Annotated in this window: 21 protein-coding genes; 2 read left to right on the top strand and 19 right to left on the bottom strand. The window is 46.1% G+C overall.

Translation table 11 applies throughout. The features are described 5' to 3' along the window. Nucleotide 1: 1 nt before the first annotated feature. From RUW00_RS10925 to degS, 9 genes are all read right to left on the bottom strand, one after another. On the bottom strand, nucleotides 2-484 hold the full coding sequence (locus tag RUW00_RS10925; RefSeq protein WP_022553865.1) for a flagellar protein FlgN: 483 nt from the start codon (nucleotides 482-484) through the stop codon (nucleotides 2-4). Nucleotides 485-498: 14 nt separating this feature from the next. Further along, a complete protein-coding gene (gene flgM / locus RUW00_RS10920; protein WP_003151393.1) occupies nucleotides 499-765 on the bottom strand; it encodes a flagellar biosynthesis anti-sigma factor FlgM in 267 nt (88 codons plus the stop codon). Between the two features lie 69 nt (nucleotides 766-834). Then, on the bottom strand, nucleotides 835-1254 hold the full coding sequence (locus RUW00_RS10915; protein ID WP_014419009.1) for a TIGR03826 family flagellar region protein: 420 nt from the start codon (nucleotides 1252-1254) through the stop codon (nucleotides 835-837). A 73-nt stretch (nucleotides 1255-1327) separates the two neighbouring features. Continuing rightward, nucleotides 1328-2017 (bottom strand): phosphoribosyltransferase family protein, encoded by a 690-nt coding sequence (locus RUW00_RS10910; protein WP_280145415.1) that lies wholly within the window; start codon nucleotides 2015-2017, stop codon nucleotides 1328-1330. Next, complete coding sequence (gene comFB / locus RUW00_RS10905; RefSeq protein WP_280144668.1) at nucleotides 2014-2307, bottom strand: late competence protein ComFB; 294 nt, start codon at nucleotides 2305-2307, stop codon at nucleotides 2014-2016. Before comFB ends, RUW00_RS10910 begins: the two co-directional genes overlap by 4 nt. Nucleotides 2308-2364: 57 nt before the next feature. Next, nucleotides 2365-3750 carry an ATP-dependent helicase ComFA gene (locus tag RUW00_RS10900; protein WP_095060187.1) on the bottom strand — a complete coding sequence of 462 codons (1386 nt, stop codon included), beginning with the start codon at nucleotides 3748-3750 and terminating at the stop codon, nucleotides 2365-2367. A 107-nt stretch (nucleotides 3751-3857) separates the two neighbouring features. Continuing rightward, nucleotides 3858-4706, bottom strand: a complete 849-nt coding sequence (locus RUW00_RS10895; protein ID WP_003151387.1) for a DegV family protein — start codon at nucleotides 4704-4706, stop codon at nucleotides 3858-3860. Between the two features lie 97 nt (nucleotides 4707-4803). After that, nucleotides 4804-5493, bottom strand: coding sequence for a two-component system response regulator DegU (gene degU, locus RUW00_RS10890; protein WP_003219701.1), 690 nt, complete (start codon nucleotides 5491-5493; stop codon nucleotides 4804-4806). Between the two features lie 76 nt (nucleotides 5494-5569). Next, a complete protein-coding gene (degS, locus tag RUW00_RS10885) occupies nucleotides 5570-6733 on the bottom strand; it encodes a two-component sensor histidine kinase DegS (RefSeq protein WP_315956616.1) in 1164 nt (387 codons plus the stop codon). A gap of 222 nt (nucleotides 6734-6955) precedes the next feature. On the opposite strand from degS, the gene RUW00_RS10880 reads away from it, so the two are divergent. Further along, nucleotides 6956-7603 (top strand): YigZ family protein, encoded by a 648-nt coding sequence (locus tag RUW00_RS10880; RefSeq protein WP_007614107.1) that lies wholly within the window; start codon nucleotides 6956-6958, stop codon nucleotides 7601-7603. 4 nt (nucleotides 7604-7607) lie between these two features. Further along, entirely contained in the window at nucleotides 7608-8801 is a 1194-nt protein-coding gene (locus RUW00_RS10875; protein WP_095270830.1) for an LCP family protein, read from the top strand. A 98-nt stretch (nucleotides 8802-8899) separates the two neighbouring features. On the opposite strand, the gene RUW00_RS10870 is transcribed toward RUW00_RS10875, so the two are convergent. From RUW00_RS10870 to RUW00_RS10825, 10 genes are all read right to left on the bottom strand, one after another. Beyond that, nucleotides 8900-9976 carry a glycosyltransferase family 4 protein gene (locus RUW00_RS10870; RefSeq protein ID WP_003151382.1) on the bottom strand — a complete coding sequence of 359 codons (1077 nt, stop codon included), beginning with the start codon at nucleotides 9974-9976 and terminating at the stop codon, nucleotides 8900-8902. 132 nt (nucleotides 9977-10108) lie between these two features. After that, entirely contained in the window at nucleotides 10109-11305 is a 1197-nt protein-coding gene (gene tuaH, locus RUW00_RS10865; RefSeq protein ID WP_280144669.1) for a teichuronic acid biosynthesis protein TuaH, read from the bottom strand. 19 nt (nucleotides 11306-11324) lie between these two features. Further along, nucleotides 11325-12083, bottom strand: coding sequence for a teichuronic acid biosynthesis protein TuaG (tuaG, locus tag RUW00_RS10860; protein WP_280144670.1), 759 nt, complete (start codon nucleotides 12081-12083; stop codon nucleotides 11325-11327). 23 nt (nucleotides 12084-12106) lie between these two features. Continuing rightward, entirely contained in the window at nucleotides 12107-12787 is a 681-nt protein-coding gene (gene tuaF / locus RUW00_RS10855; RefSeq protein ID WP_017418812.1) for a teichuronic acid biosynthesis protein TuaF, read from the bottom strand. After that, complete coding sequence (tuaE, locus tag RUW00_RS10850; protein WP_280144671.1) at nucleotides 12784-14271, bottom strand: teichuronic acid biosynthesis protein TuaE; 1488 nt, start codon at nucleotides 14269-14271, stop codon at nucleotides 12784-12786. The genes tuaF and tuaE overlap by 4 nt, the downstream gene beginning before the upstream one ends. A 67-nt stretch (nucleotides 14272-14338) precedes the next feature. After that, on the bottom strand, nucleotides 14339-15679 hold the full coding sequence (tuaD, locus tag RUW00_RS10845; protein ID WP_215797177.1) for a UDP-glucose 6-dehydrogenase TuaD: 1341 nt from the start codon (nucleotides 15677-15679) through the stop codon (nucleotides 14339-14341). A 4-nt stretch (nucleotides 15680-15683) separates the two neighbouring features. Continuing rightward, a complete protein-coding gene (gene tuaC / locus RUW00_RS10840; protein WP_061861594.1) occupies nucleotides 15684-16880 on the bottom strand; it encodes a teichuronic acid biosynthesis protein TuaC in 1197 nt (398 codons plus the stop codon). After that, nucleotides 16877-18325: a teichuronic acid biosynthesis protein TuaB gene (gene tuaB / locus RUW00_RS10835; RefSeq protein ID WP_017418808.1), complete on the bottom strand. Its 1449-nt coding sequence runs from the start codon at nucleotides 18323-18325 to the stop codon at nucleotides 16877-16879. Before tuaB ends, tuaC begins: the two co-directional genes overlap by 4 nt. Before the next feature lie 36 nt (nucleotides 18326-18361). After that, nucleotides 18362-19021 (bottom strand): exopolysaccharide biosynthesis polyprenyl glycosylphosphotransferase, encoded by a 660-nt coding sequence (locus RUW00_RS10830; protein WP_003151373.1) that lies wholly within the window; start codon nucleotides 19019-19021, stop codon nucleotides 18362-18364. Between the two features lie 253 nt (nucleotides 19022-19274). Next, a complete protein-coding gene (locus tag RUW00_RS10825) occupies nucleotides 19275-20765 on the bottom strand; it encodes an N-acetylmuramoyl-L-alanine amidase (RefSeq protein WP_095270848.1) in 1491 nt (496 codons plus the stop codon). Nucleotides 20766-20772: the final 7 nt, after the last annotated feature.

Raw genomic sequence — 20772 nt, 5'->3', positions numbered from 1 at the left:
TCTAAGCTTTTGAATCGAATAATGTCAAACGGCTGACAGGCTTGCGCGCCGCTTGCGGCTCTTTATAATTCATATTCTCTTTTTCACCCGGCATGATCATATCGAATGCCCCGGAGATGAATTGTAAAGCCTGAATCGTGAGCTGTTTGTTCATCTCATTCACTTCTTTCAGACGGTCAAGAAGCGCAGACAAAGAGTGAAATAACCCTTCAAGCTCCTGTTTTTCACTGCCTGAAGTTCTGGAGATGCATGCAGCAATTGTATTGTCCTCACCGCGGCTGAGAAACTGAGAAGTTAACCTGATTCGTTCTTCCTCAGTCTGTCCGATTGCCTGAATATACTTTTGCTCTTTGGTCAATATGTTGGAGAGCTCTTTTGTTTTACCTGCTTTCAGCGCTTCCGTTTTCTCCTCAGACAGCGTGAGCAGATGTTCATGCAGTGCGCAAAGTCGCCTCAGTTGATCAATAATTGGCTTTGCTGACATTGGCTTTCTCCTTTTTATTGCTTTTTATAGAAATTCACTATATTTTCAGCGATGCTGTTTGAATCTATTTTATATGTTCCGCTCTCTATATCCGCTTTAAGCTGAGCGATTTTTTCCTGACGTGTTTTAGTGACCGCATCTGACGCATTTTGAAGCTCTTTTGCATGAGAAGAAATTTCCACTTTGTCCTTCGGCTTTGCAGCCTCTTTTTGTACGGCTTGCTTTTCGTAATTTTTTTGGTATGGATTAACGGATTGTGTTCCGTACTGATTGATTTTCATAGGATTCCTCTCGCTTTCTGTTCGCAGTCTAATTCTTTTATCGACTGCGTTATCAGTTAGTTTAGGGAATCAGGTGTTTTTGGTATTATAGGCATAGTATGTGTCTTTTGTACTGTTTTTTTCATCGAATTCAGCGGCTGTTTTTTGGTTCATATGGTCTAATTGCGACTCAATATCTGTCTGACAGGACTTGCAAAATTTCCCCGTCCTGATTGGATTTCCGCACCTTTCGCAAGGATATGCCAAATTTGGAAGCTGGCTGATCTGAATCCTTTTTTGTTTGATAAACTTGAGGATCAGCTCTTCATCCACACCTGTTTCCTCAGTGATCTGCTGCATCGTCGACTGTCTGTTGATCTGCTTTCTCAAAAATTTATAGACGGTTTCAAATGCTTTTTCTTCTTCTTTAATACATGCCTGGCACACGGTCTGCAGGTTCGTTTTAAAAAATAAAGCATTGCATTTTGGACAATTCGCCAATTCACCCATCGTATTAACTCCTATTCCTTCTTTAATCTGCCTTATATTTCTATCAATTATATCGGCAGAAAAAAAGAATGATTTAGCTCCTGATTAAAGTAAAAGAGGAGACCGATGACGCTTTACCCGCTGTCAGCAGGACTTCGGCGGCTTGGTGAAGTGTGGCGCCCGTCGTATAAATATCGTCTATTAAGATGACGTTCATACCTTCGGCGGAGTTTTCGGCTGCTGAAAACTTTTTTTCTGCGGACAGCCTTTCTGTTTTGCTCTTTTTGGATTGTTTTTCATTGTTCAGTCGGATGAGGGGGGAAATGACGGGCATTCCGAGCAGAGAGGCCACCAGCTCGGATTGATTGAATCCGCGTTCCGCCAGCCGTTCGCCGCTCAGCGGAATAGGGATGAGAGTATGTGTATTTGATGGATATGCCGCTTTAAAGCCGGCAGCAAAGTCACGTTCAAATGCTTGAATGATTTTCGCATCACCCCTGAATTTAAACCGGGCCAATGAGTCCTTCATCGCATCATTATACAAATATACCGAACGGTTTTGCCGCAGCAAAAAGCGCTTTTCCGTTTTTGATTCCCGGGCCGCACAATCAGCGCATTTTTCATTTGACTCCTGAGGCCTCCCGCATATACTGCATACGGGGCCTTCAATTTTTTCGAATTGGCTGCTGCATATGCTGCATACCTCTTGCTCGGGCGCCAGAGAAAGCAGAGATCTCCAAGTCAATGAACTTGAAATTGGTGAGTCACACAATAAACAATTCAGAGATAGTACGCTCCTTCCCGAGTTTCACAGAACTCGCTTGGATTAACCGAAACAATCGCCGCTGATTCAGCCAGAATGACAAGCAGCGCCGTATTTTTCTGTTTATCAACTATCTCTGCTTTTGCATAAGCAACTTTCTTTTTATCTGTAACATATGCCGGTTCAGCCCGGTTTAGTGAAAGTGCCAGTACATCATTTTTGCATACCCGGCATGTGCATTTCATATGAAGCTTAGGCATATGGCGGTCGAGAAGTTCCTTTAATATGATTTCTTTAGAATTGACAAGCATGCTGACAGCTCCTCATAGGAAAGTATGAGTATACTGTATCACGTTTTCTGAAATTAACTAGTCCAACAATTTACTTTTTTGTGCCAATTTGTTCATATGTTCTATATGTTTTTTTGCTTTTTTCATTCCGTTTGTAATTCCGAAATGAAACATGACGACATCACCGCTGAAATGTTTATAATGCCTTCCCGTTCTGCCCGCGATCTGTACGAGCGCGCTCTCAGTAAAGATAGGTGCTTCTGCGCCGAGGACACATGTCTGAACTTTGGGCACGGTAACCCCTCTTTCTAAAATCGTAGTCGTTACCAGCAGGTCAAGCCGGCCGTCTCTGAACCGTTTCACTTTATCCTTTCTGAATGTGTCTTCCGCATGTACGCCTTCTGCCCGTATGTTTAATTTCCGAAAATAATCCGTTGTCTTTTTCAATACGTGTACAGACGGGACGAATAAGAAAACCGGCAGCTGTAATTGAAGTTTTTGGCGGACCCAATCCGTTACAGAGCGCGGCAGTTTTCCTTTCTGAAGCTTCTTCTTCCAATTGCCGCACCACAAAAAACGCGGCTCCGGGAGGGGTTTCCGATGATATCTGGCCGGTATGCGGACGCTTTTCAGCAAACCGGCTTCAGCCTTCTTTTTTAATGTGTCTGAAGGAGTCGCCGTTACATAAACAAGGGCGCTGTTTTTCTTCCTCGCTTTATCAACAGCGAATCTTAATGTCTCATCGGCTGAAAAAGGAAACGCATCTACTTCATCTATTATCATGACATCAAAAATGTCTCGGTAGCGCATCAGCTGGTGAGCGGTTGAAATCATCAGCGGAGTCAAGCAGCCTTTTTCTTCGCTGCCGCCATACAAAGCAGAAACTTCGACTTTCTCAAATGCTTTTTTCAGTCTCGGCAGCAGTTCAAGTACGACATCTGTACGCGGAGTCGCGACACAGACGCGCAAACCGTGATTCAGCGCAAACTCGATACCCGGAAACAGCATCTCTGTTTTCCCTGATCCGCAAACCGCCCATACTAACAGCTCTTGTCTCTCTTTTATCGCATCTGTAAGCGCGGCGGCCGCCCGCTTCTGTCCGTCTGTCAGTGTTCCTTCCCAAGAAAGCTTTACAGGCTCCCAGCTGTTTTCAGGGGTTTGATTCCAAGAATATAATGATGTCAGTTCATCAGCCCTTCCCATCATGACACAGGCACGGCAATAGGTAATCTGCCTTTTGGCAGAGGGCGCCCAAAATGCCGCAAAGCTGGCTTGATCAGACTGACCGCATCGTTGGCAGACGTAACGGTTTTTCCGGCGGATGATTGACGGCTCGGCCGTTATATATTCTTTTTCTGTAAAACGCTTGATGCGATGATCTGAAAACGGTATCTCAGATCTCAATAAATGCCGGCCGTAAAAGAAATCCCGCACCTCTGAAAATTCTGAAGCACCTTCGGACATCTCCCTGCCTCCTTTCTGCTCAAAGTATGCCTGCCGGGAATTTTTTTGTCGAATCACGAAAACTTAATAATAAAAAAATCTCCGCCCTTGAAAACGGAGATTTTCACTTAGTTTTTAAAGCACCAGCCGATTCCGATGGCGCCTTCGCCCAAATGGGTTCCGATCACGGCACCGAAATAGCTGTTATAGAATTCGACATGAGGATATTTACCGCTTAACTCCTGTATAATATCCGCCGCTTCTTCTTCCCTGTTTGCATGGATGACAGCTGCCCGCATTGGGATTCCTTTACTTGCATCCTCCCCAAACAGCTCAAAAATTCTCGAAATCGCTTTTTTGCGTGTCCGAATCTTCTCAAAAGGAACAATTACCTTATTGTCAAAATGAAGAATAGGCTTTACCTTTAACAGACCGCCGATAAAAGCCTGAGCACTGCTTAGACGCCCGCCCCGCTGGAGGTGTGATAAATCGTCCACCATAAAATACGCACGGACTGTTTTTTTCATTTCTTCCAGCTCTTTTATAATCTCTTCCGGTGAGTCAACACCGTCTTTAATGAGCTGTGCTGCCTTTAATGCATAAAAACCTTGTGCCAAACAGCTGATCTCTGAATCAAAGGGATAAACTTTAATATGATCAACCATAGTGTTTGCCGAGGCGGCGCTGTTATAAGTTCCGCTGATTCCGCTGGACAAATGTATGCTTATGACTGCGTCATATGTTTTGCCCAGTTCTTCGTACAATGCGATTAATTCACCGAAAGAAGGCTGGGACGTAGTCGGCAGCTCATCATGATTTTTTACTTCTTTATAAAAACTTCTCCAGTCGAGTTCTGTTTCTTCGCGGAATGTTTTTTCACCGAAAACCACTTGGAGAGGGATCATATGAATATGATGTTCTTCTCTCATCTCTTTCGGAATATATGCTGTACTGTCTGTTACAACTGCAATCTTCATCACTTTACCTGCCTTATTAAGTACTTAATAAGTATTTTAATAGATATGCAGCTGTAAAAAAAGACTTGCCATAACAGGCAAGTCTTCTCACACATGACTAACGCATCTCTACCCAGCCGTTTTTAATGGCTACGACAACGGCTTGTGTCCGGTCATTAACGTTCATTTTCTGCAAAATATTACTCACGTGATTTTTCACTGTTTTCTCACTGATAAACAATGATTCACCGATTCCGCGGTTGCTTTTTCCGTCTGCAAGCATTTGCAGCACTTCACATTCCCGTCTCGTTAATATATGTAATGGTCTCCGGATTTCCGGGTAAACCTCATGCTGAGGATGAGCAGAAACTCCGCTTGTCGCAAGACGGCGGAATTCGTTGACAAGATTGTGGGTTACTTTCGGGTGAAGGTAAGAACCTCCCTCGGCTACCACTTTCACTGCTTCGATTAAAGTATCTGCGTCCATCTCTTTCAGGAGATAGCCTCTTGCACCTGTTTTTAAAGCATGAGTCACATAGTTTTCATCATCATGGATGGAGAGGATAATCACCTTAGATTCAGGGTACAGCTCAACAAGCTGTTTAGTAGCCTCTACTCCATTTACATTCGGCATATTGATGTCCATTATGACAACATCGGGATGATAATGCTCGACGATTCGAGCCGCCTCATCTCCATCGTCACCTTCTGCTACCACTTCAAAGGTAGGTTCAAAATCCAATATTCTTTTTACACCCTCACGGAATAGTTGATGGTCGTCGATAATAACAATATTTACTTTAGTCACACGCTACGCCTCCTTATCCTATTGTTCTATATACGCCGCTGTTCGGTCAATATGTCTTTTGGCTCTATTTAACAAATTATAGGCCGAGAGATAACGGAACCTTAATCATGATAAATGTCCCAAGACCTATTTTAGAGTCTATCGTTATCGTTCCTTCAAGCAGATCTACTCTTTCTTTCATTCCCAGCAAGCCGAATGACTTGTTTTTCTTTTGTTTAGCATCCTTAATATCAAAGCCTTTTCCATTGTCCTTAATGATGAGAACGACAAAATCAGCGGTTACTTCCACTTTTACTGTAATTTCCTCTGATTCTGAATGCTTGAGTGCATTTGTGACGGCTTCCTGAGCGAGACGGAAAAGCGCCACTTCAAATTGCGGGGCAAGCCTTTGGTTCTCCGTGTCTCCGATGCACTGAAAATGTATTTTCACCTTTCCGTTGTATTCTTCAGTTGTATAAAGATATTTTCTCAGTGTCGGAATCAGCCCGAGATCGTCCAATGCCATCGGTCTTAAATCATATATAATCCTTCTGACTTCGTAAAGGGCATTCCGCACATTCTGCCGCAGATTTCTGATTTCCTGAAATCCGTCCTCCGTGCCGCGGTCGCGGAAGATCCGTTCAATTAATTCCGATCTCATCATGACATTTGCCAGCATTTGCGCGGGACCGTCATGAATTTCTCTGGAAACTCTTTTTCTTTCTTCCTCTTGGGCTTCAATGATTCTTAAACCGAAATCTTGTTTAGCCTGCGCATCGGCAAGAAGAAGCCCTACTTGGCGAAGGTCTTGATTCAGGTAATTCAGAACGACGGTTATTTGGCTGACCAACGATTCTGACCGTTCAATGATTTCCTGAAGCCCTAAAAGCCGGCGTTCTAAATCATCTCTGCGCTCCAGCAGCTGCTTTTCACGCTGTTGGATCATCGTCAGTTCCACTTGAAGTTTGTGCGCCTTTTCATAGGCGTTGCGAATTTCTTCTTCGCTGAACTTATGGAAATTTCTGCTTACTTCAGACAAGCGGTTTCGTGCGTGCCGCGTATGAACTTCAAGTTTGTCGCCCAGCTCAATGACTTCGTAGACCTGCTGTTTGATCTGTTTGAGTTCTTCAACCAGCTGCTCATATTGCTGGCGCGACTGCTCTCCGATTTGAAAAACCTCGTCCTTACTCCCGTCCACGGTTTTCAGCATTTTCATAAGTATAGAATCCAAAACTTTGGAGTCCATCTTCGATTTATTCATCTGTCTCCCTCCGTAACGGTGTTGTTATGTATTTTTATTATAAATGTAATTGAACTGCAATTTATGTCGAATTATAATGAAAGAATGCGTATATTCTAGAAAAAAACATTTTTATATAGTATCTTACTCTTTCATGATACCAAAATATGCGCAAAAATTCTAAAGTCTGTTCGAATTTGTAGAAACAAGTCTTTTAATGCTTGTCAGGAGGGTCCAGCAATCATGCTGCACAGCTATTTAACAGTTAAAGAAACGGGTGAACATGAGATTGTGATTGAAAAATCGCGTTTTATCTGTCACCTGAGCCGTGCTGCTTCTGAAGAGGAAGCGCAGGAATTTATACAAAAGATAAAAAAACAGCACTGGAATGCGACTCATAACTGCTCAGCTTATCTGATCGGCGAAACCGACCATATACAAAAGGCGAATGATGACGGAGAACCAAGCGGCACAGCCGGCGTCCCCATGCTGGAAGTGCTGAAAAAACGCGGTCTGAAAGATACCTGCGCGGTGGTTACCCGGTATTTCGGCGGAATAAAGCTCGGTGCAGGCGGATTGATTCGTGCATATGGGAAGTCAGTGTCTGAAGGCTTAAATCATATAGGAGTTACGGAGCGGAAGCTGATGCGGATTATGCATACATCAGCGGATTATACGTGGCTCGGCAAGATAGAGAACGAACTGAGAGAATCAGTTTTTTTACTGAAAGATATCCATTATGCGGATCATGTCGAATTTGAAACGTACGTTGAAGAAAAAGACAAAGACGAGTTTATTAAATGGATGACAGAGCTGACGAACGGCAAGAGTAAGAATACAGAGGGAGAACTGACGTATTTAGAAACAGACGTCAGCCCTAAAGGAGACTAATGTAATGGCTGAACGTGTAAGAGTGCGTGTTCGAAAGAAAAAGAAAAGCAAACGAAAGATCATATTCAAACGGATTTTGCTGCTGCTTACCCTCGTTTTGTTAGTCGCTGCCGGGTTTGGCGGATACAAAGTATACAAAACGATCAATGCGGCAGATAATGCATATGATGCCCTTTCCCGCGGAGACAAATCAAAACTTCGGGATAAAGTCATCGATATGAAGAAAAAACCGTTCTCCATTTTGTTTATGGGGATCGAAAATTATGCCACAAGCGGAAAAGGCGGACGATCAGACTCTCTTATTGTCGTTACCCTTGATCCGAGAAATAAAACAATGAAAATGCTGAGTATTCCGCGTGATACGCGGGTGACGCTTGCCGGCGATACAACCGGTAAAAAATCAAAAATCAATGCGGCTTTTGCTAAAGGCGGGGCGGATGAAACCGTCTCAACCGTCGAGGACTTATTAGGCATACCGATTGATAAGTATGTCACTGTCGATTTTAACGGCTTTAAGGATGTTATTGATGAAGTCGGCGGAGTCAATGTAAAAGTACCTTTTGACTTCGACGAGATGAGTGACGTCAGTAAAAAGAAACGGATCTACTTCAAGAAAGGAAACATGCATTTGAACGGTGAGCAGGCTCTGGCTTACGCACGCATGAGAAAGCAGGATAAACGCGGAGACTTCGGCCGTAATGACCGCCAAAAGCAAATCCTAAATGCACTGATCGACCAAATGTCTAAGGCTGGAAATATTGCTAAAATCGATAAAATCGCTGAAACAGCAAGCAATAATGTACAAACGAATATCCGAATCACTGAAGGACTCGCCCTTCAGCAGATTTACAGCGGCTTTACCAGCAAAAAGATTGATACACTGACTATAACAGGATCAGATTTATATTTAGGCGGCGGCGGAACCGCGTCTACAGGCGGAACATATTATTTCCAGCCCGATCCGACCAATCTCGAAAAAGTACGGCAGGAATTGCAGAAACATCTCGATTACCCATCCGGAAGCAGCACGGGAACAGACAGCACGACTGATTCGACTTCTGACAGCACAGGAACAGGCGGGACGACTGATTCGACTTCCGACAGCACAGGAACAAGCGGCACAACCGATTCAACCAACGGCACTGCTGGTGCAAACGGTACGGACAGCACACAGTCCGGCGGCACAACAGGCTATTAAGAGTAAACCCGATCCTTTGAGAAGGATCGGGTTTTTTTATATAATAAGAGAATAGCAGAATCCACAAAAAAGCAGACCATTCGCATGATCTGCTCTTTTTAATTTTTCTTTACCAATCTCTTGTAAAACTTGGTAAATGGTTTAAATTGTTCATTTACTAACCCTGTGACCTCTGCTATGATTTGCATAAATACAATCAATACAAAAATAATAAACAGCGAAAGCCAAATGGTCGCGCTTTTCAGCAGGATGGCACTGACGCTGAAAATAAAACCGATTAAATAAATGATAATGACAGCCGTGCGGTGTGACAGCCCGAAGGCCATCAGCCGGTGGTGTATATGTGACTTATCAGGCGCTGAGATCGGCTGTTTGTTTAAAATCCGCCTGATGACGGCGAATGTCGTATCAAAAATCGGCACGCCCAAAATGATGATCGGAATGATGATACTGAATAAAGTAACACTTTTATAAAGACCTAATAATGAGAGTACTGAGATGACGTATCCGAGAAAGAGCGATCCGGTATCTCCCATAAATATCTTTGCCGGGTGAAAATTATAAAATAAAAATCCGAGTGTGCTTCCTATCACGACAAGTGAAAGTGACAGAATAAGGATTTTCCCTCCGGACAACGCCATAACGGCGATAGTGGAGAGTCCGATGACCGACAGGCCGGCAGCGAGTCCGTCCAAACCGTCAATCAGGTTCATCGCGTTCGTAATACCGACGATCCATAACACAGTCAGCGGGTAAGCGACCCATCCCAATTCTAAACGTTCCGTTAAAAACGGTACGGAGAAAAAGTCCATTTTCAGTCCCGTGCTCACAATCATAATGGCCACGGCCAGCTGGACGAAAAACTTTACCTTTGCGCTTAATTGGTATTTATCATCAAGGATTCCTAAAATAACAATAATAAACGCACCCACCGTGATGGCGGTCATTTTCGTTTCATTATATATGCCGGCCGCGAGCACACCCGCCGCTACGCCGATAAAGATGGCCAAGCCGCCCATACGGGGCATTATTTTATCATGTACTTTTCGGTTGCTGGGCTGGTCAACTGCACCTATTTTGATCGCAATTTTTTTTACGATAGGAGTTAGGATTAAAACCGTTAGCAGAGAGACAAAAAACGCAACAACTATGCGAAACATGCGTTCGTCAAGCATAAAGAAGTCTCCTTTGGAATTATATGAAGTCTTTTCTGATATTGAACCGTTCCTTCCATTATAATTCTTACTAGTTATTATAACAAGCATCATCAAAAAGAAACACGCAAATCAAAAAATGCGCTTTCCCTTTTAATGGGATTGCGCATTTTTCAATATACCCGTGCATTCGAGCATTCGGCCGAATAAAACATTCCAATCCCGTCTCCGGGCCAATTCACGGCGCAAAGCCTCATATGATCCGCTGCGGTCCGCTGCCAGAAGCGCGTCGCAGGCCGCGATGAAATCTGCGGGGTCACTCCCTTCAACGTATTCATAGACGAAAGGCCTTTTGATTTTTGACGTAGAAGAAAGGTTGCAGCCGACAACCGGTTTCCCGGCGGCTAAAAATTCAAAAAGCTTAAGCGGAAATACCGCATCATTATAAGGTGAATGTTTATACGGCATGATGCCGATGTCGACAAGCTGCATATAGGACGGCACTTCATTCGGGGCGGCAGGTCCCGTCCAGATGACATTCGGACGCTCCAAAAGCGACTCGAAATCCGGATCGTCCTGAGCCGTGTTCGGGCCTACCAATAAAATCGTCCAGTCAGGCCTCACATCTGCCGTTTCCGCCATAAGCGCAAAATCGAGCTTCGGTTTGATTCCGCCGATAAAACCGAGAACCGTTCCGTTCCGTCCCCGTAAAATGTCTTCATCCGGCTGTTTATTTTCCCGTGAAAACAGGTCATATTCCACTCCGTTTTCAATGGTGAACACTTTTTGGTGCGGATTCTCCAGCTTTTTTCCGACCTCCCGGTGCAGACAGTCAGATGTACATGTTATGGAATCGGCACGCTGAATGATTCTCATTTCCGCCTGTTTAATGATGTTCCTTCTAACATTTGACAGCACCCCGGACCGGCCGCTGATCGGAGCGGCCCACAGATCACTGCAATCGTAAATCACTTCATCCCAAGGAAACAGATCTGCCAGCAGCGGAAAACCGGGGAAGGTGTACCATAAGCAGCAGCGGGCCCCTTCTCCTTCTTCCTTCAGCACGTTCACCAATGGTGAAAGCTTATGCCTGTAGCACATGTCTGTATACCTGCCGAAGCGGAAAGCTTTTTGCTGCATGAGATCCTTTACAGTGAACTGCCGGATTCCCTCGGCGATCCCGGCCATCTGACCATCATTGGCTCGCGGAGACGGGCATACCCAAATGACGCTTTTCGTTTCTTTTTGCCGGGCGAGAAATTCAGCCAGCCGGTGCCGTCTGTATCTCAGCCGGTCATGCCCCCATTCCGCCGCTCCGACGATTACGTGAATAATCGGTTCCACCTTCATCACCCAGCTCCTCTGACGCCTACAGTCTTTTCATGACCGCGTTTTTCGCATATTGCATAAAACACCACGAAGCCTTGATAAAATGCAGGCGCTCAATTTCTCTATAAACAAACCACGTTTTTTTTGCGGCTTTCCACTTGTTGCTTGAAATCGAATTCTGCACAAGCCTGTATTCTGAAAGGCACTCATTCAGGCCGTAAGCCGTAAATCCCCTTTTCAGCAAGGAAAGCCATGTCGCTAAATCCTGCCGCGTTCTGATATCAGGCATTTGAATCTGCCCCGTCTGCTCTCTGTCAATCATGACCGTTAAACAGCCGATAATCGTGTTTTTTAAAGCTTCATCATATGACAGGCTTTCAGGGGCTTGAATCGTTTTGTCCGTCGGCGTTCCATCCTGCTCCATGACGCTGTAGCCCGTAAATGAAAAAGCGCAGGACCGCTCTGCCATAAACGCAAGCTGTTTTTGAAGCTTTTCCTTTTTCCATCTGTCATCGCTGTCCAGAAATGCGACATAACGGCCCTTGGCATGTTTAAGGGCTGTATTTCTGGCAGCCGCGGCTCCCCCGTTTTTCTCTAAATAAACGACGCGGATCCGCTCATCCTTTTGTTCATAGTGCTGTAAAATATCTCTCGTTCCGTCCGTTGAACAATCATCCGCAATAATCATTTCCCAATGCGGGTGGCTTTGATGTAAAACGGACTGAATCGTGTCTTCGATATATTCACTTGCGTTATAAGACGGTGTAATGACAGATACGAAAGGTTTCCAGTTTGTCATGGTCACATCTCCATCGCAGATTTTTACAAGGACTCTCTAAAAAACTCAGGAATGACAATGAACATAAATGCAACTGCAATGCCGATTAAAACGCCCAGAACCGCTTTCTTTTTCGGCGGCATGCCTTGTCCCGCCGTTTCATTCATCGGCTCTGAATTGATGACGCCGGCCGCTTTCAGGTTCAGCTGCGTATTTTTCAATTCGTATAAAAATCGTTCCTTATCCACTTTGGCGTCCGCGCTGACGGTTTCTCCTTCAAGCGCAGCAATACTCTGCCGCACTACTTTTGCCCGTTTTTCAAACAGGTCCTGGTCATTCTTCAGAAAAGTTTTTATGACGGCTTGAAACACCGATTCGGTCTCCTGTTTGTTTTGGCCGCTGTAGCTGACCGTGATCAATGAATCTGATTGTGTTTCGACAGTCAGTTTACTTTTCACGGCCGCTCTTTCTTCGTCTGTTTTATCAGGCAAAGCCTGCTTTAAAAAGGCATCGCTCGTCAAAAGGAGCGGGATTTCTTTCGTATTGTTATAAAGCGGATGATCATAATTTCCCGCGGCGATCGCGGCTTCTGATGTAAAACTGCTGTTTCCGCTGATTTTTGACGGCAATACATATCCTGCCGCCCCTAACACAACGGGCAGCGCAATGATCCAAATGATATTCTTTTTGATACGCCGGGTTATTCTTGTCAACATATCCTTCATCTCGCATCTCCCTGTTTTTCATAGTACGCCGTGACGGCAGGCTCCTTTTGTAAACGCCTCAATATATTGACCGCCGCGATCACGAGCGAGAGAAATACCCAGTGGAAAAATAAATTTGATACGGAGCTTGGGCTGATGCTGCTTACCAAAAAACCGGCCATCGCCGTAATAAGTCCTTCTGTGATCAGTCTTGACTGATTTTCCGATTTTCTTTCATGACATTTATAAAGTGTCCAAAAAAGGAACAAATAGACTGTCAGATAACCGAGCATCGTAAGCACGCCGAAGTTCGCCATAATCTCGACGAGCCAGTTGTGCACCTCAACTACGCCGCCCGTATCATAAACGGGCTCCGCTTTTAAATAATACGAGACGTTTCCGGCACCCACTCCGAACCCCCAAGAATCAATCACATAGTGAAAGGCATTCTTTAAAAGGTTCGCCCTCGCGAGGTTGGAAGGAAGCGGTTGCTGTCCCGGCATCGCCTGCGGAGCTGAAAACAGATTCAAGACGGCATTGGTGATACGGCCCGCAAATAAAACCGCAAACAGCGCCGCACCCGCCCCCGCGGCGTACAGCGCGAGTTTTTTCAACAGGGAAGGCAGCAGGATGAAGACGTATACAGCCGCCCCCGCGCATATGCCCAGCAGACTCGCGCGCGAACCGGTCAAAATGATTAAATACAAAGCGCTGATCGCAAAGAGCAGGCTGACGGCCTTCACATAGCCGTTTTTCATATTTTTCACCGCCGCCGCATACAGAAAGAAACTGATGCACAAAAACGTCGCGAAATCATTTTGATTAAAGAAAACGGACGTCGGATAATGCTGTTTGTACTGCGGGCCGTTATAAAGCGTGGAGCTCGGCAGATGGTGGTGTGTAAAATGATTGTAAAAGCCGATCGCCATCACAAAAATGGTCATCACAAGCCATATGCCGTAAAAAACCATCAGCTGATCAAAGCGCTGAATGAACATGACGATAAGATAAATCAAAAACATGCCCATTCCCATTAAAGCTAAATATTTAATCCCGTACGTCACGGATTTTGCCCACAATAACGATAGGAGACCGTATGTAAACCATAAGGCGAAAAACATCAGAATCCCTTTTACATTCACCCGATTCCATCTGTCAATATGATGACGGTTTGTCAGGATGCCGGCGATGTGAAGGGCGCCCGCTCCGATTAATAACAGCCGGTATATAAATAAGCTGAAAAATCCGAGATGGACCGCAAAGAAGGCCTGGTTTAAAAATGTACACGCGATCAGTACATAAATGAGCCCCATAAACATCTGACCGTTTGTTGTAAAGGCGGATAGCAAAGCAAGTCCGGCAATGCCGATCATGGCGGCAAGCAGCAGCACGGTGATTTTTCCGAAGCCGGCATCCGCCCTGACCGCCTCCAGCATGATGAATCCTCCTGTAATGAGAGCGGCAAGCAGCACAAGAACATGTGCCGCTGAACGATTGATACTCACATGGCAAACCCCTTTCCAAAACCGGCAGCCGAGCCGGGCTGCCGAGAGCCTGAAGACAAATCTTTTTCTATCTTGCCAGTTCTTTTATTTGCCGATCGGCATGAACCGCCGGACGTCCGACGGAATGATAAGTGAATCCTGAAACCCTCATATACTCCAGCGGAAACATATTTCTGCCATCAATGATGACCGGCTGTTTGAGCAGCTGCTTCACTCTCTGAAGATCCATCTCCTTGACTTCCGGCCAATCTGTTGTAATCAGGCATGCGTCCGCGTTTTTGATAGCACTGTACAGCTCTGTGTGATACTCAATGCCGCCGTCTCCTAATATCGCTGACGCTTCGGGAATCGCGATCGGATCATACGCTTTCACGTGAGCGCCCTGCTCTTTAAGACTTGTGATGATATCAAGAGCCGGGGCGGAGCGGACGTCATTTGTGTGCGGTTTAAAGGCCAGCCCCAGTACGGCCACGGTTTTCCCTTTTAAGGGACCGATGGCGCGGTTCAATTTTTCCGTAATACGGACCCGCTGCTTCTGATTGGTTTCAATGACGGCTTCCATCATTTGAAACGGATAGCCGGCGGCGTTTGCGATATGCAATAAAGCCGTTGTATCCTTCGGAAAGCAGGATCCGCCGAATCCGATGCCCGCCTGCAGAAATTTATTCCCGATCCGGCTGTCAAGACCGACGCCTTCTGACACGTGGGAAATGTCCGCCCCGACACGTTCGCAAATATTGGCGATATCATTAATAAAAGATATTTTGGCGGCTAAAAAAGCATTTGCGGCATACTTAATCATTTCCGCGCTTTCAAGATTGGTCTTTACGACCTTCGTACGGAACGGCTTATGAAGCTCTTCAATGACCGAAGCGGCATGTTCGCTTGTGGCGCCGATGACCGCCCGCTCCATCTGCATCGTATCCCGCACCGCCGAACCTTCGCGGAGGAATTCAGGATTTGACGCGACATCAAACGGATATTTTCCCTTTGACGCTTCGCTGACGATTTGGTAAACGAGCTTTCCCGTCCCGACCGGAACAGTGCTTTTGGTGACAATGATTTTGTATCCGTTCAGCTGTTCTCCGATTGTTTGCGCCGCTGCCTTAATGTAGGTCAGATCGGCTTCACCCGTCTTTGACATCGGCGTACCGACGGCGATATAGATAATATCAGCGGCTTTCACAGCCGGCTCAATATCGGCCGTAAAGGATAACCGCCCGGCACTGACATTTTTTTCGGCTAATTCCTCAAGCCCCGGTTCATATATCGGGATGACTCCATTTTGCAAGCTTCTGATTTTCGCTTCATTGATGTCACAGCAAGTCACATGATGGCCGATTTCCGCAAAACAAGTTCCAGATACAAGACCTACATACCCTGTTCCTAATACAGCGATTTTTTTCACAGCTTCATCCCTCTTTCGAAAGGTTCTCCTCTTGCCCGGCCCGGTTCATTACGGATCGGTATTTCTCTTTCAGCGCTTTCGCGTTTTGGGTTGCGTCAAAATACGTGCGGACGGTTTGATAAAGCTCCTCGGCTGTTTGCGGCGTCCAAGCCTCTCCTCCGTCATATTGCAGAATCGATTCTGCCAGCGTCTCAGGTGAACCCGGCTTGATCAGCAACCCCCGGTGTTTCCCGAATAAAGAAGCCAATCCTCCGACATCGGTGCAGATTACCGGCACCTTCAGAGCGAGCGCCTCAATGACCACAGTCGGCATGCCTTCGCTGTAGGACGGCAGCGCCATTACATCCGAGGCCAGCAGATAGTCCTGTACCTTGTCGTTCGGCACTTGCCCCGTGACGATATGAGCGGCTTCCCGCAATGAAGATGCGGCGGGACCGTCACCGACAAAGACAGCTTCATAATTTTCATCCAATGACTGAACGGCTTTTGATAAGTCGAAAACACCTTTCTCTTTGACAAGCCTGCCGATGAACACGATCAGTTTTTTATCCGGAGGAAGGCCGAGCCGTTTTCTGACGGCTTCTTTCGTCTCGTTCCTTTCTCGGAAGGCGTCAAGCGTGATGCCGATCGGAAGCACGCTGCACTCCGCTTCGATGAGCTTTTTCATTTGTTCCCGCAGACTGCCGCTCACAGCGTAAATATCGGCTGCTTCCCGCACCGCAAATGTAAATGCGCGATGAGCGCTTTTGCTGTAATGCGGATAGACATTGACATCACTGCCATGCAAGGTCAGCACATACGGAATGCCTAGAGCCTTCGACACAATGGCGGCCGCTCCGCCTGACGGCATGGCGAAATGCGCGTGAATCAGATCGGGCTTCAGGCCATGATTTCTAATCGCGGAAAGAACCGATGCCGCCATTCTTTTATGCGGCTGCGCCCATTTCAGCTGCCCGGGAACCGCCTGATAAAACGGCCGGTGGACGGACACGCCTTTCCGCCATTCATGCGCCGGCCTTATATCCTTTTGCCGATACGTCTTTTTCAGCACCCGGAATGGCGCGGCAAGTTTCGGCCGCGGACAAATGACGGTCATCTCCGCGCCAAGCTTTCTCAGTTCTTGCGCCTGTGTTTCATGAAAAACGCCTTCCCCCGGCTTTTCACTGCTCGGATAGACACTTGTCATCCACAATACCTTCATAGCAAACGTCCTTTTCTTAATTTACTTTTCATATGCGGATAAGCTTTTCCTAACAGGAATAAATAACACAACGCGCCGCAGACTACGGAGATTGCCAGACGCAGCTTGACATCAAGGCTGATCCGCTCCGTGCCGAAGCTGGCTGTAAAGGCGATGACACCCATTGCCGCCGTAAGCAGAAACGGTTTGGCCACGGCTTTGAAGTAAGCCGACAGACGCAGCTTAATGACATATGCCAACAGCCAGCGCCCGATCAGGAAATTCAGGATGCTGATGAAAGCGTACGTCCAGGCTACCGTCAAGAGATTTCCGGACAGCACGGCGGCGTACAAAGATGCACCATACAGCAGCATCACCCCGGCGTCCCAATAAAACGCCAGATCGGCCCGCCCTTTTGCGAGCAGCACAGATCCGTTCGGATTCATCAGAACCCTTAAAATCCCGACGATGGCGAGAACGTTTAAGACCGGGACGGCCGCCAGCCATTTTTCTCCGAATACCGAAGCCACGAATGCATCCGACACTGAAACCAAACCGAGCAAAAGCGGAAAGGATATCAGCGCGAGTATTTTGGTCATATTGAGAAATCCTTCTCTGATAACGCTGTTTTCATGCTTGTTTTTCGCAAAGACGGGAAACGCGACTCTCGTAATGATCGGATTAATTTTTAATACCGGAAGCGTGACAATCTGGTAGGCCAGATTGTAAATGCCGAGCGCCTCGGCGCCGATAAAACTGCCGATCAGAATCATATCAATATTCGCCCCGAGCCGGTTCACAAGCCGGGAAGACAGCTGAAAGGCCCCGAAAGAAAAGAAGCCTTTCATTCCTTTCAGATCAAAAACCAACGCCGGTCTCCATGTTTTTCTGCAGGACATCCAGTACAGAATGCCTTTTGACGATTGCAGCAGCACCTGAGAAATCACATAGGCGAGAATCGGGTCCGTATAAAAAACCGCGGCCGCCAAATACACGAAGGACAGCACATTTGAAAAGATTTCAATCTTGCTTAACGTGTTAAATGCCAGCGCTTTTTGCAGCATATACTGGTATTGCTGACCGATCGGCGCGATTAAAAACATGACGGCCAGCACGCGGATTAAATAGACAAGCTCCTCCCGCCGATAAAAATCGGCGATGAGCGGACTGCTGAAAAACAGCAGCGCAAACAGCGCAAGCCCCGTTATGATATTCAGCCAGTACAAGGCAGACATCTGTTTATCAGTCACATGATCTTTTTGAATGAGCGCGGCGCCAAAACCCATATCAAGCGCAATTTGGGCAAACACCACTACCGTTGTGATCATGCCGACAAGACCGAATTCAGCCAGTGACATGACCCGCCCGAGCAGGGCGAATTGGATGATTTGAATGACCGTAATACACGCTGTCGAAATACTTGTCCATTTGGCGCCGCTCAAGATTTGATTTGTAATACTAGGCATCGTTTTCCCTACTTTTTTGTCTGCTGACCAGAATTTTTATCGCGCCCCGTCACCGGTCCAGATCACTTTGCACGTTTTGAGCATAATCTTCAGTTCCAATGAAAAGGTCAGGTTGCGGATATAGTATAAGTCAAACATCAGTTTTTCCCTCGGTGTCATGTCATATCCCCCGTTGACCTGCGCCCAGCCGCTTAATCCCGGCTTAACGGCCAGCCGCTCCGTAAACCCCGGAATCTCAGCCTGAAACTGTTCCGTAAACACGGGACGCTCGGGACGCGGGCCGATCAGGCTCATTTCTCCCCGAAGCACATTTACCAGCTGCGGCAGCTCATCAATACGGGTCCTTCTGATAAAAGCGCCGACCTTTGTCACGCGGGGATCCTTTTTCAGCGCCCAGACCGCCCCCGATTTTTCAGCATCTATTTTCATAGAGCGGAGCTTATACAAATAAAACGGCTTCCCGTCTTTGCCTACCCGCTCCTGCTTATAAAAAGCCGGGCCGGGCGACTCCAAACGAATCAGTATGGAGAACAGGCCCATCACCGGGAGCGCCGCCAAAAGCCCTGCAAGCGCAAACACAATGTCCATGAATCGCTTAAAAGCCAAATAACGGGCCGTTCTTTCCGTAACGGCAGCGGAAGTCCCCTGCCGCACTGCATAGTTATTATTTACATTCATGCTTTTCTCTGCTCCCACTGACACACACCTCACGATTTGTTGGGATGTTTGATGACCTATGCCGTGAGTTTAGCAGATGGATGTTAATTGGAAGTAAAGGAAGCGTTAATGTTTATTAGAATGTTTCGATTATTGTTTTTTTATTGTAAATCTATTCATATCCATAAACGGCCGCTACTATAATTGAAAAGGATCATTATGAGCGGAAAACAACGAAAAAGCCTGCCGATCAATTTTGACCAGCAGGCTCGTACACAAATATATAAAAGTTTTACTTATAATAAGACACGATTCCATCATTGATGGCTGCAGCTGCCTTTTCCTTATAGGATGCTTGCTTTAATTTACTTGCATCAGACGGATTCGTAATAAAAGCCGTCTCTACTAATACACTAGGCATTTTGGAATACTTAATGACATAGAATGGCGCTGTTTTAACCGCTCTGTCTCTTGTTTTTAATGCATTAACAACCTTAGGCTGAATTTGTCCTGCCAGGCGTTTGCTTGCAGCGGCTTGATATGTCTCATCATAGTAGGTCTCAGTTCCGTTTGCAGAAGTTGCATCATTTGCATTGCCGTGAACGCTGATGAATAAATCCGCTCCTGCGGTTGCACCTTTATTTACCCTTTCCTGCAAGGAATAAAATGTATCATTAGACCTCGTCATGACCGGCAGAGCACCTGAAGCATTTAATTTTGTATTCAGCCTTTTAGCGATATCAAGATTAACGTCTTTTTCTAAAAGGCCGTTACCTATAGAACCGGAATCTTTCCCTCCATGACCCGGATCAATTAAAATTGTTTTTCCCGCTGCCGGATTTTTCAGCTGGTTTGCAACATTTGAGCTGACAGCCGGGGTATTCCCAATAATGGTAAAGCTGCTTAATTTTTTTCTCCCGATAAAGACTCTTGTTTCTTTTGAAAGATTGCTGCCGTTTGTCAGAATGATAGATTGTTTTTTCTTTGCAGCAAGAGCAGCACCCGCTATGGAGTCTGCATACCCGAAACCATTGCTGACGAATACATTGCCTGTCGGAAGATTTAATTGCTGAACTAGATTGGCCGCAAGTTCGTATCGATTGCTTCCGCTGATTCTTTTTGGAGAAGGGAGTTTCTTAAAGACAGAGGCATTTATGCTCCCGGTTCCCCCTGCTACAATAGAGCTTTTGATCCCCTTGCTTTTTATAGCTCCTGCTGTGGCACTGTTGATAGCTGTTTTATTCGTAAACAAAATTGGATATCCGTTCTTTGCGGCATATGGAATTGCAGCTATTGCGTCAGCATATAAAAATCCGTTTGCAATAACGGCTTTTGAGGCGGCAGGCATTTCCTTTGCTACTTTAGCTGCCGTATCATATCGGTTGCTTCCTGAAATTCTCTTAACACTGATGCCGAGCGCTTTGATTTGATTTGCTGTATTTGCTGACACAGCAGGCGTTCCGCCGACGATAATGACCGTTTTTGTTTTTAATTCTTTCAGACGGGTTTTCGTCTCTGATGACAAATTATCTTTGTTTGTGTAAAGCAGCGGCGCATTTTTCTGATATGCCATCGGGGCAGCGGATATAGCATCTGCATACGAACCTCCGCCGACGACAACAGCTGTACTCGCTGTTGAATACACCTGCTTGGAAAGCGCAGCAGCCGTACCGTACCTGTTGCTTCCCCCTACTCTTTTAACCGCGTTGTCAGCTAAGGCTGACGGGATAAATAAGATGAGTCCCAGCATAGAAATGATCAGGACTTTAAGATAAGAACGCAATTGCCTT

It is taken from the genome of Bacillus sp. IS1, assembly GCF_032461585.1.
GTDB lineage: Bacteria > Bacillota > Bacilli > Bacillales > Bacillaceae > Bacillus > Bacillus velezensis.
Note: the sequence above shows the minus strand (reverse complement) of the source record. Positions and strands in the feature narration are given on the sequence as shown.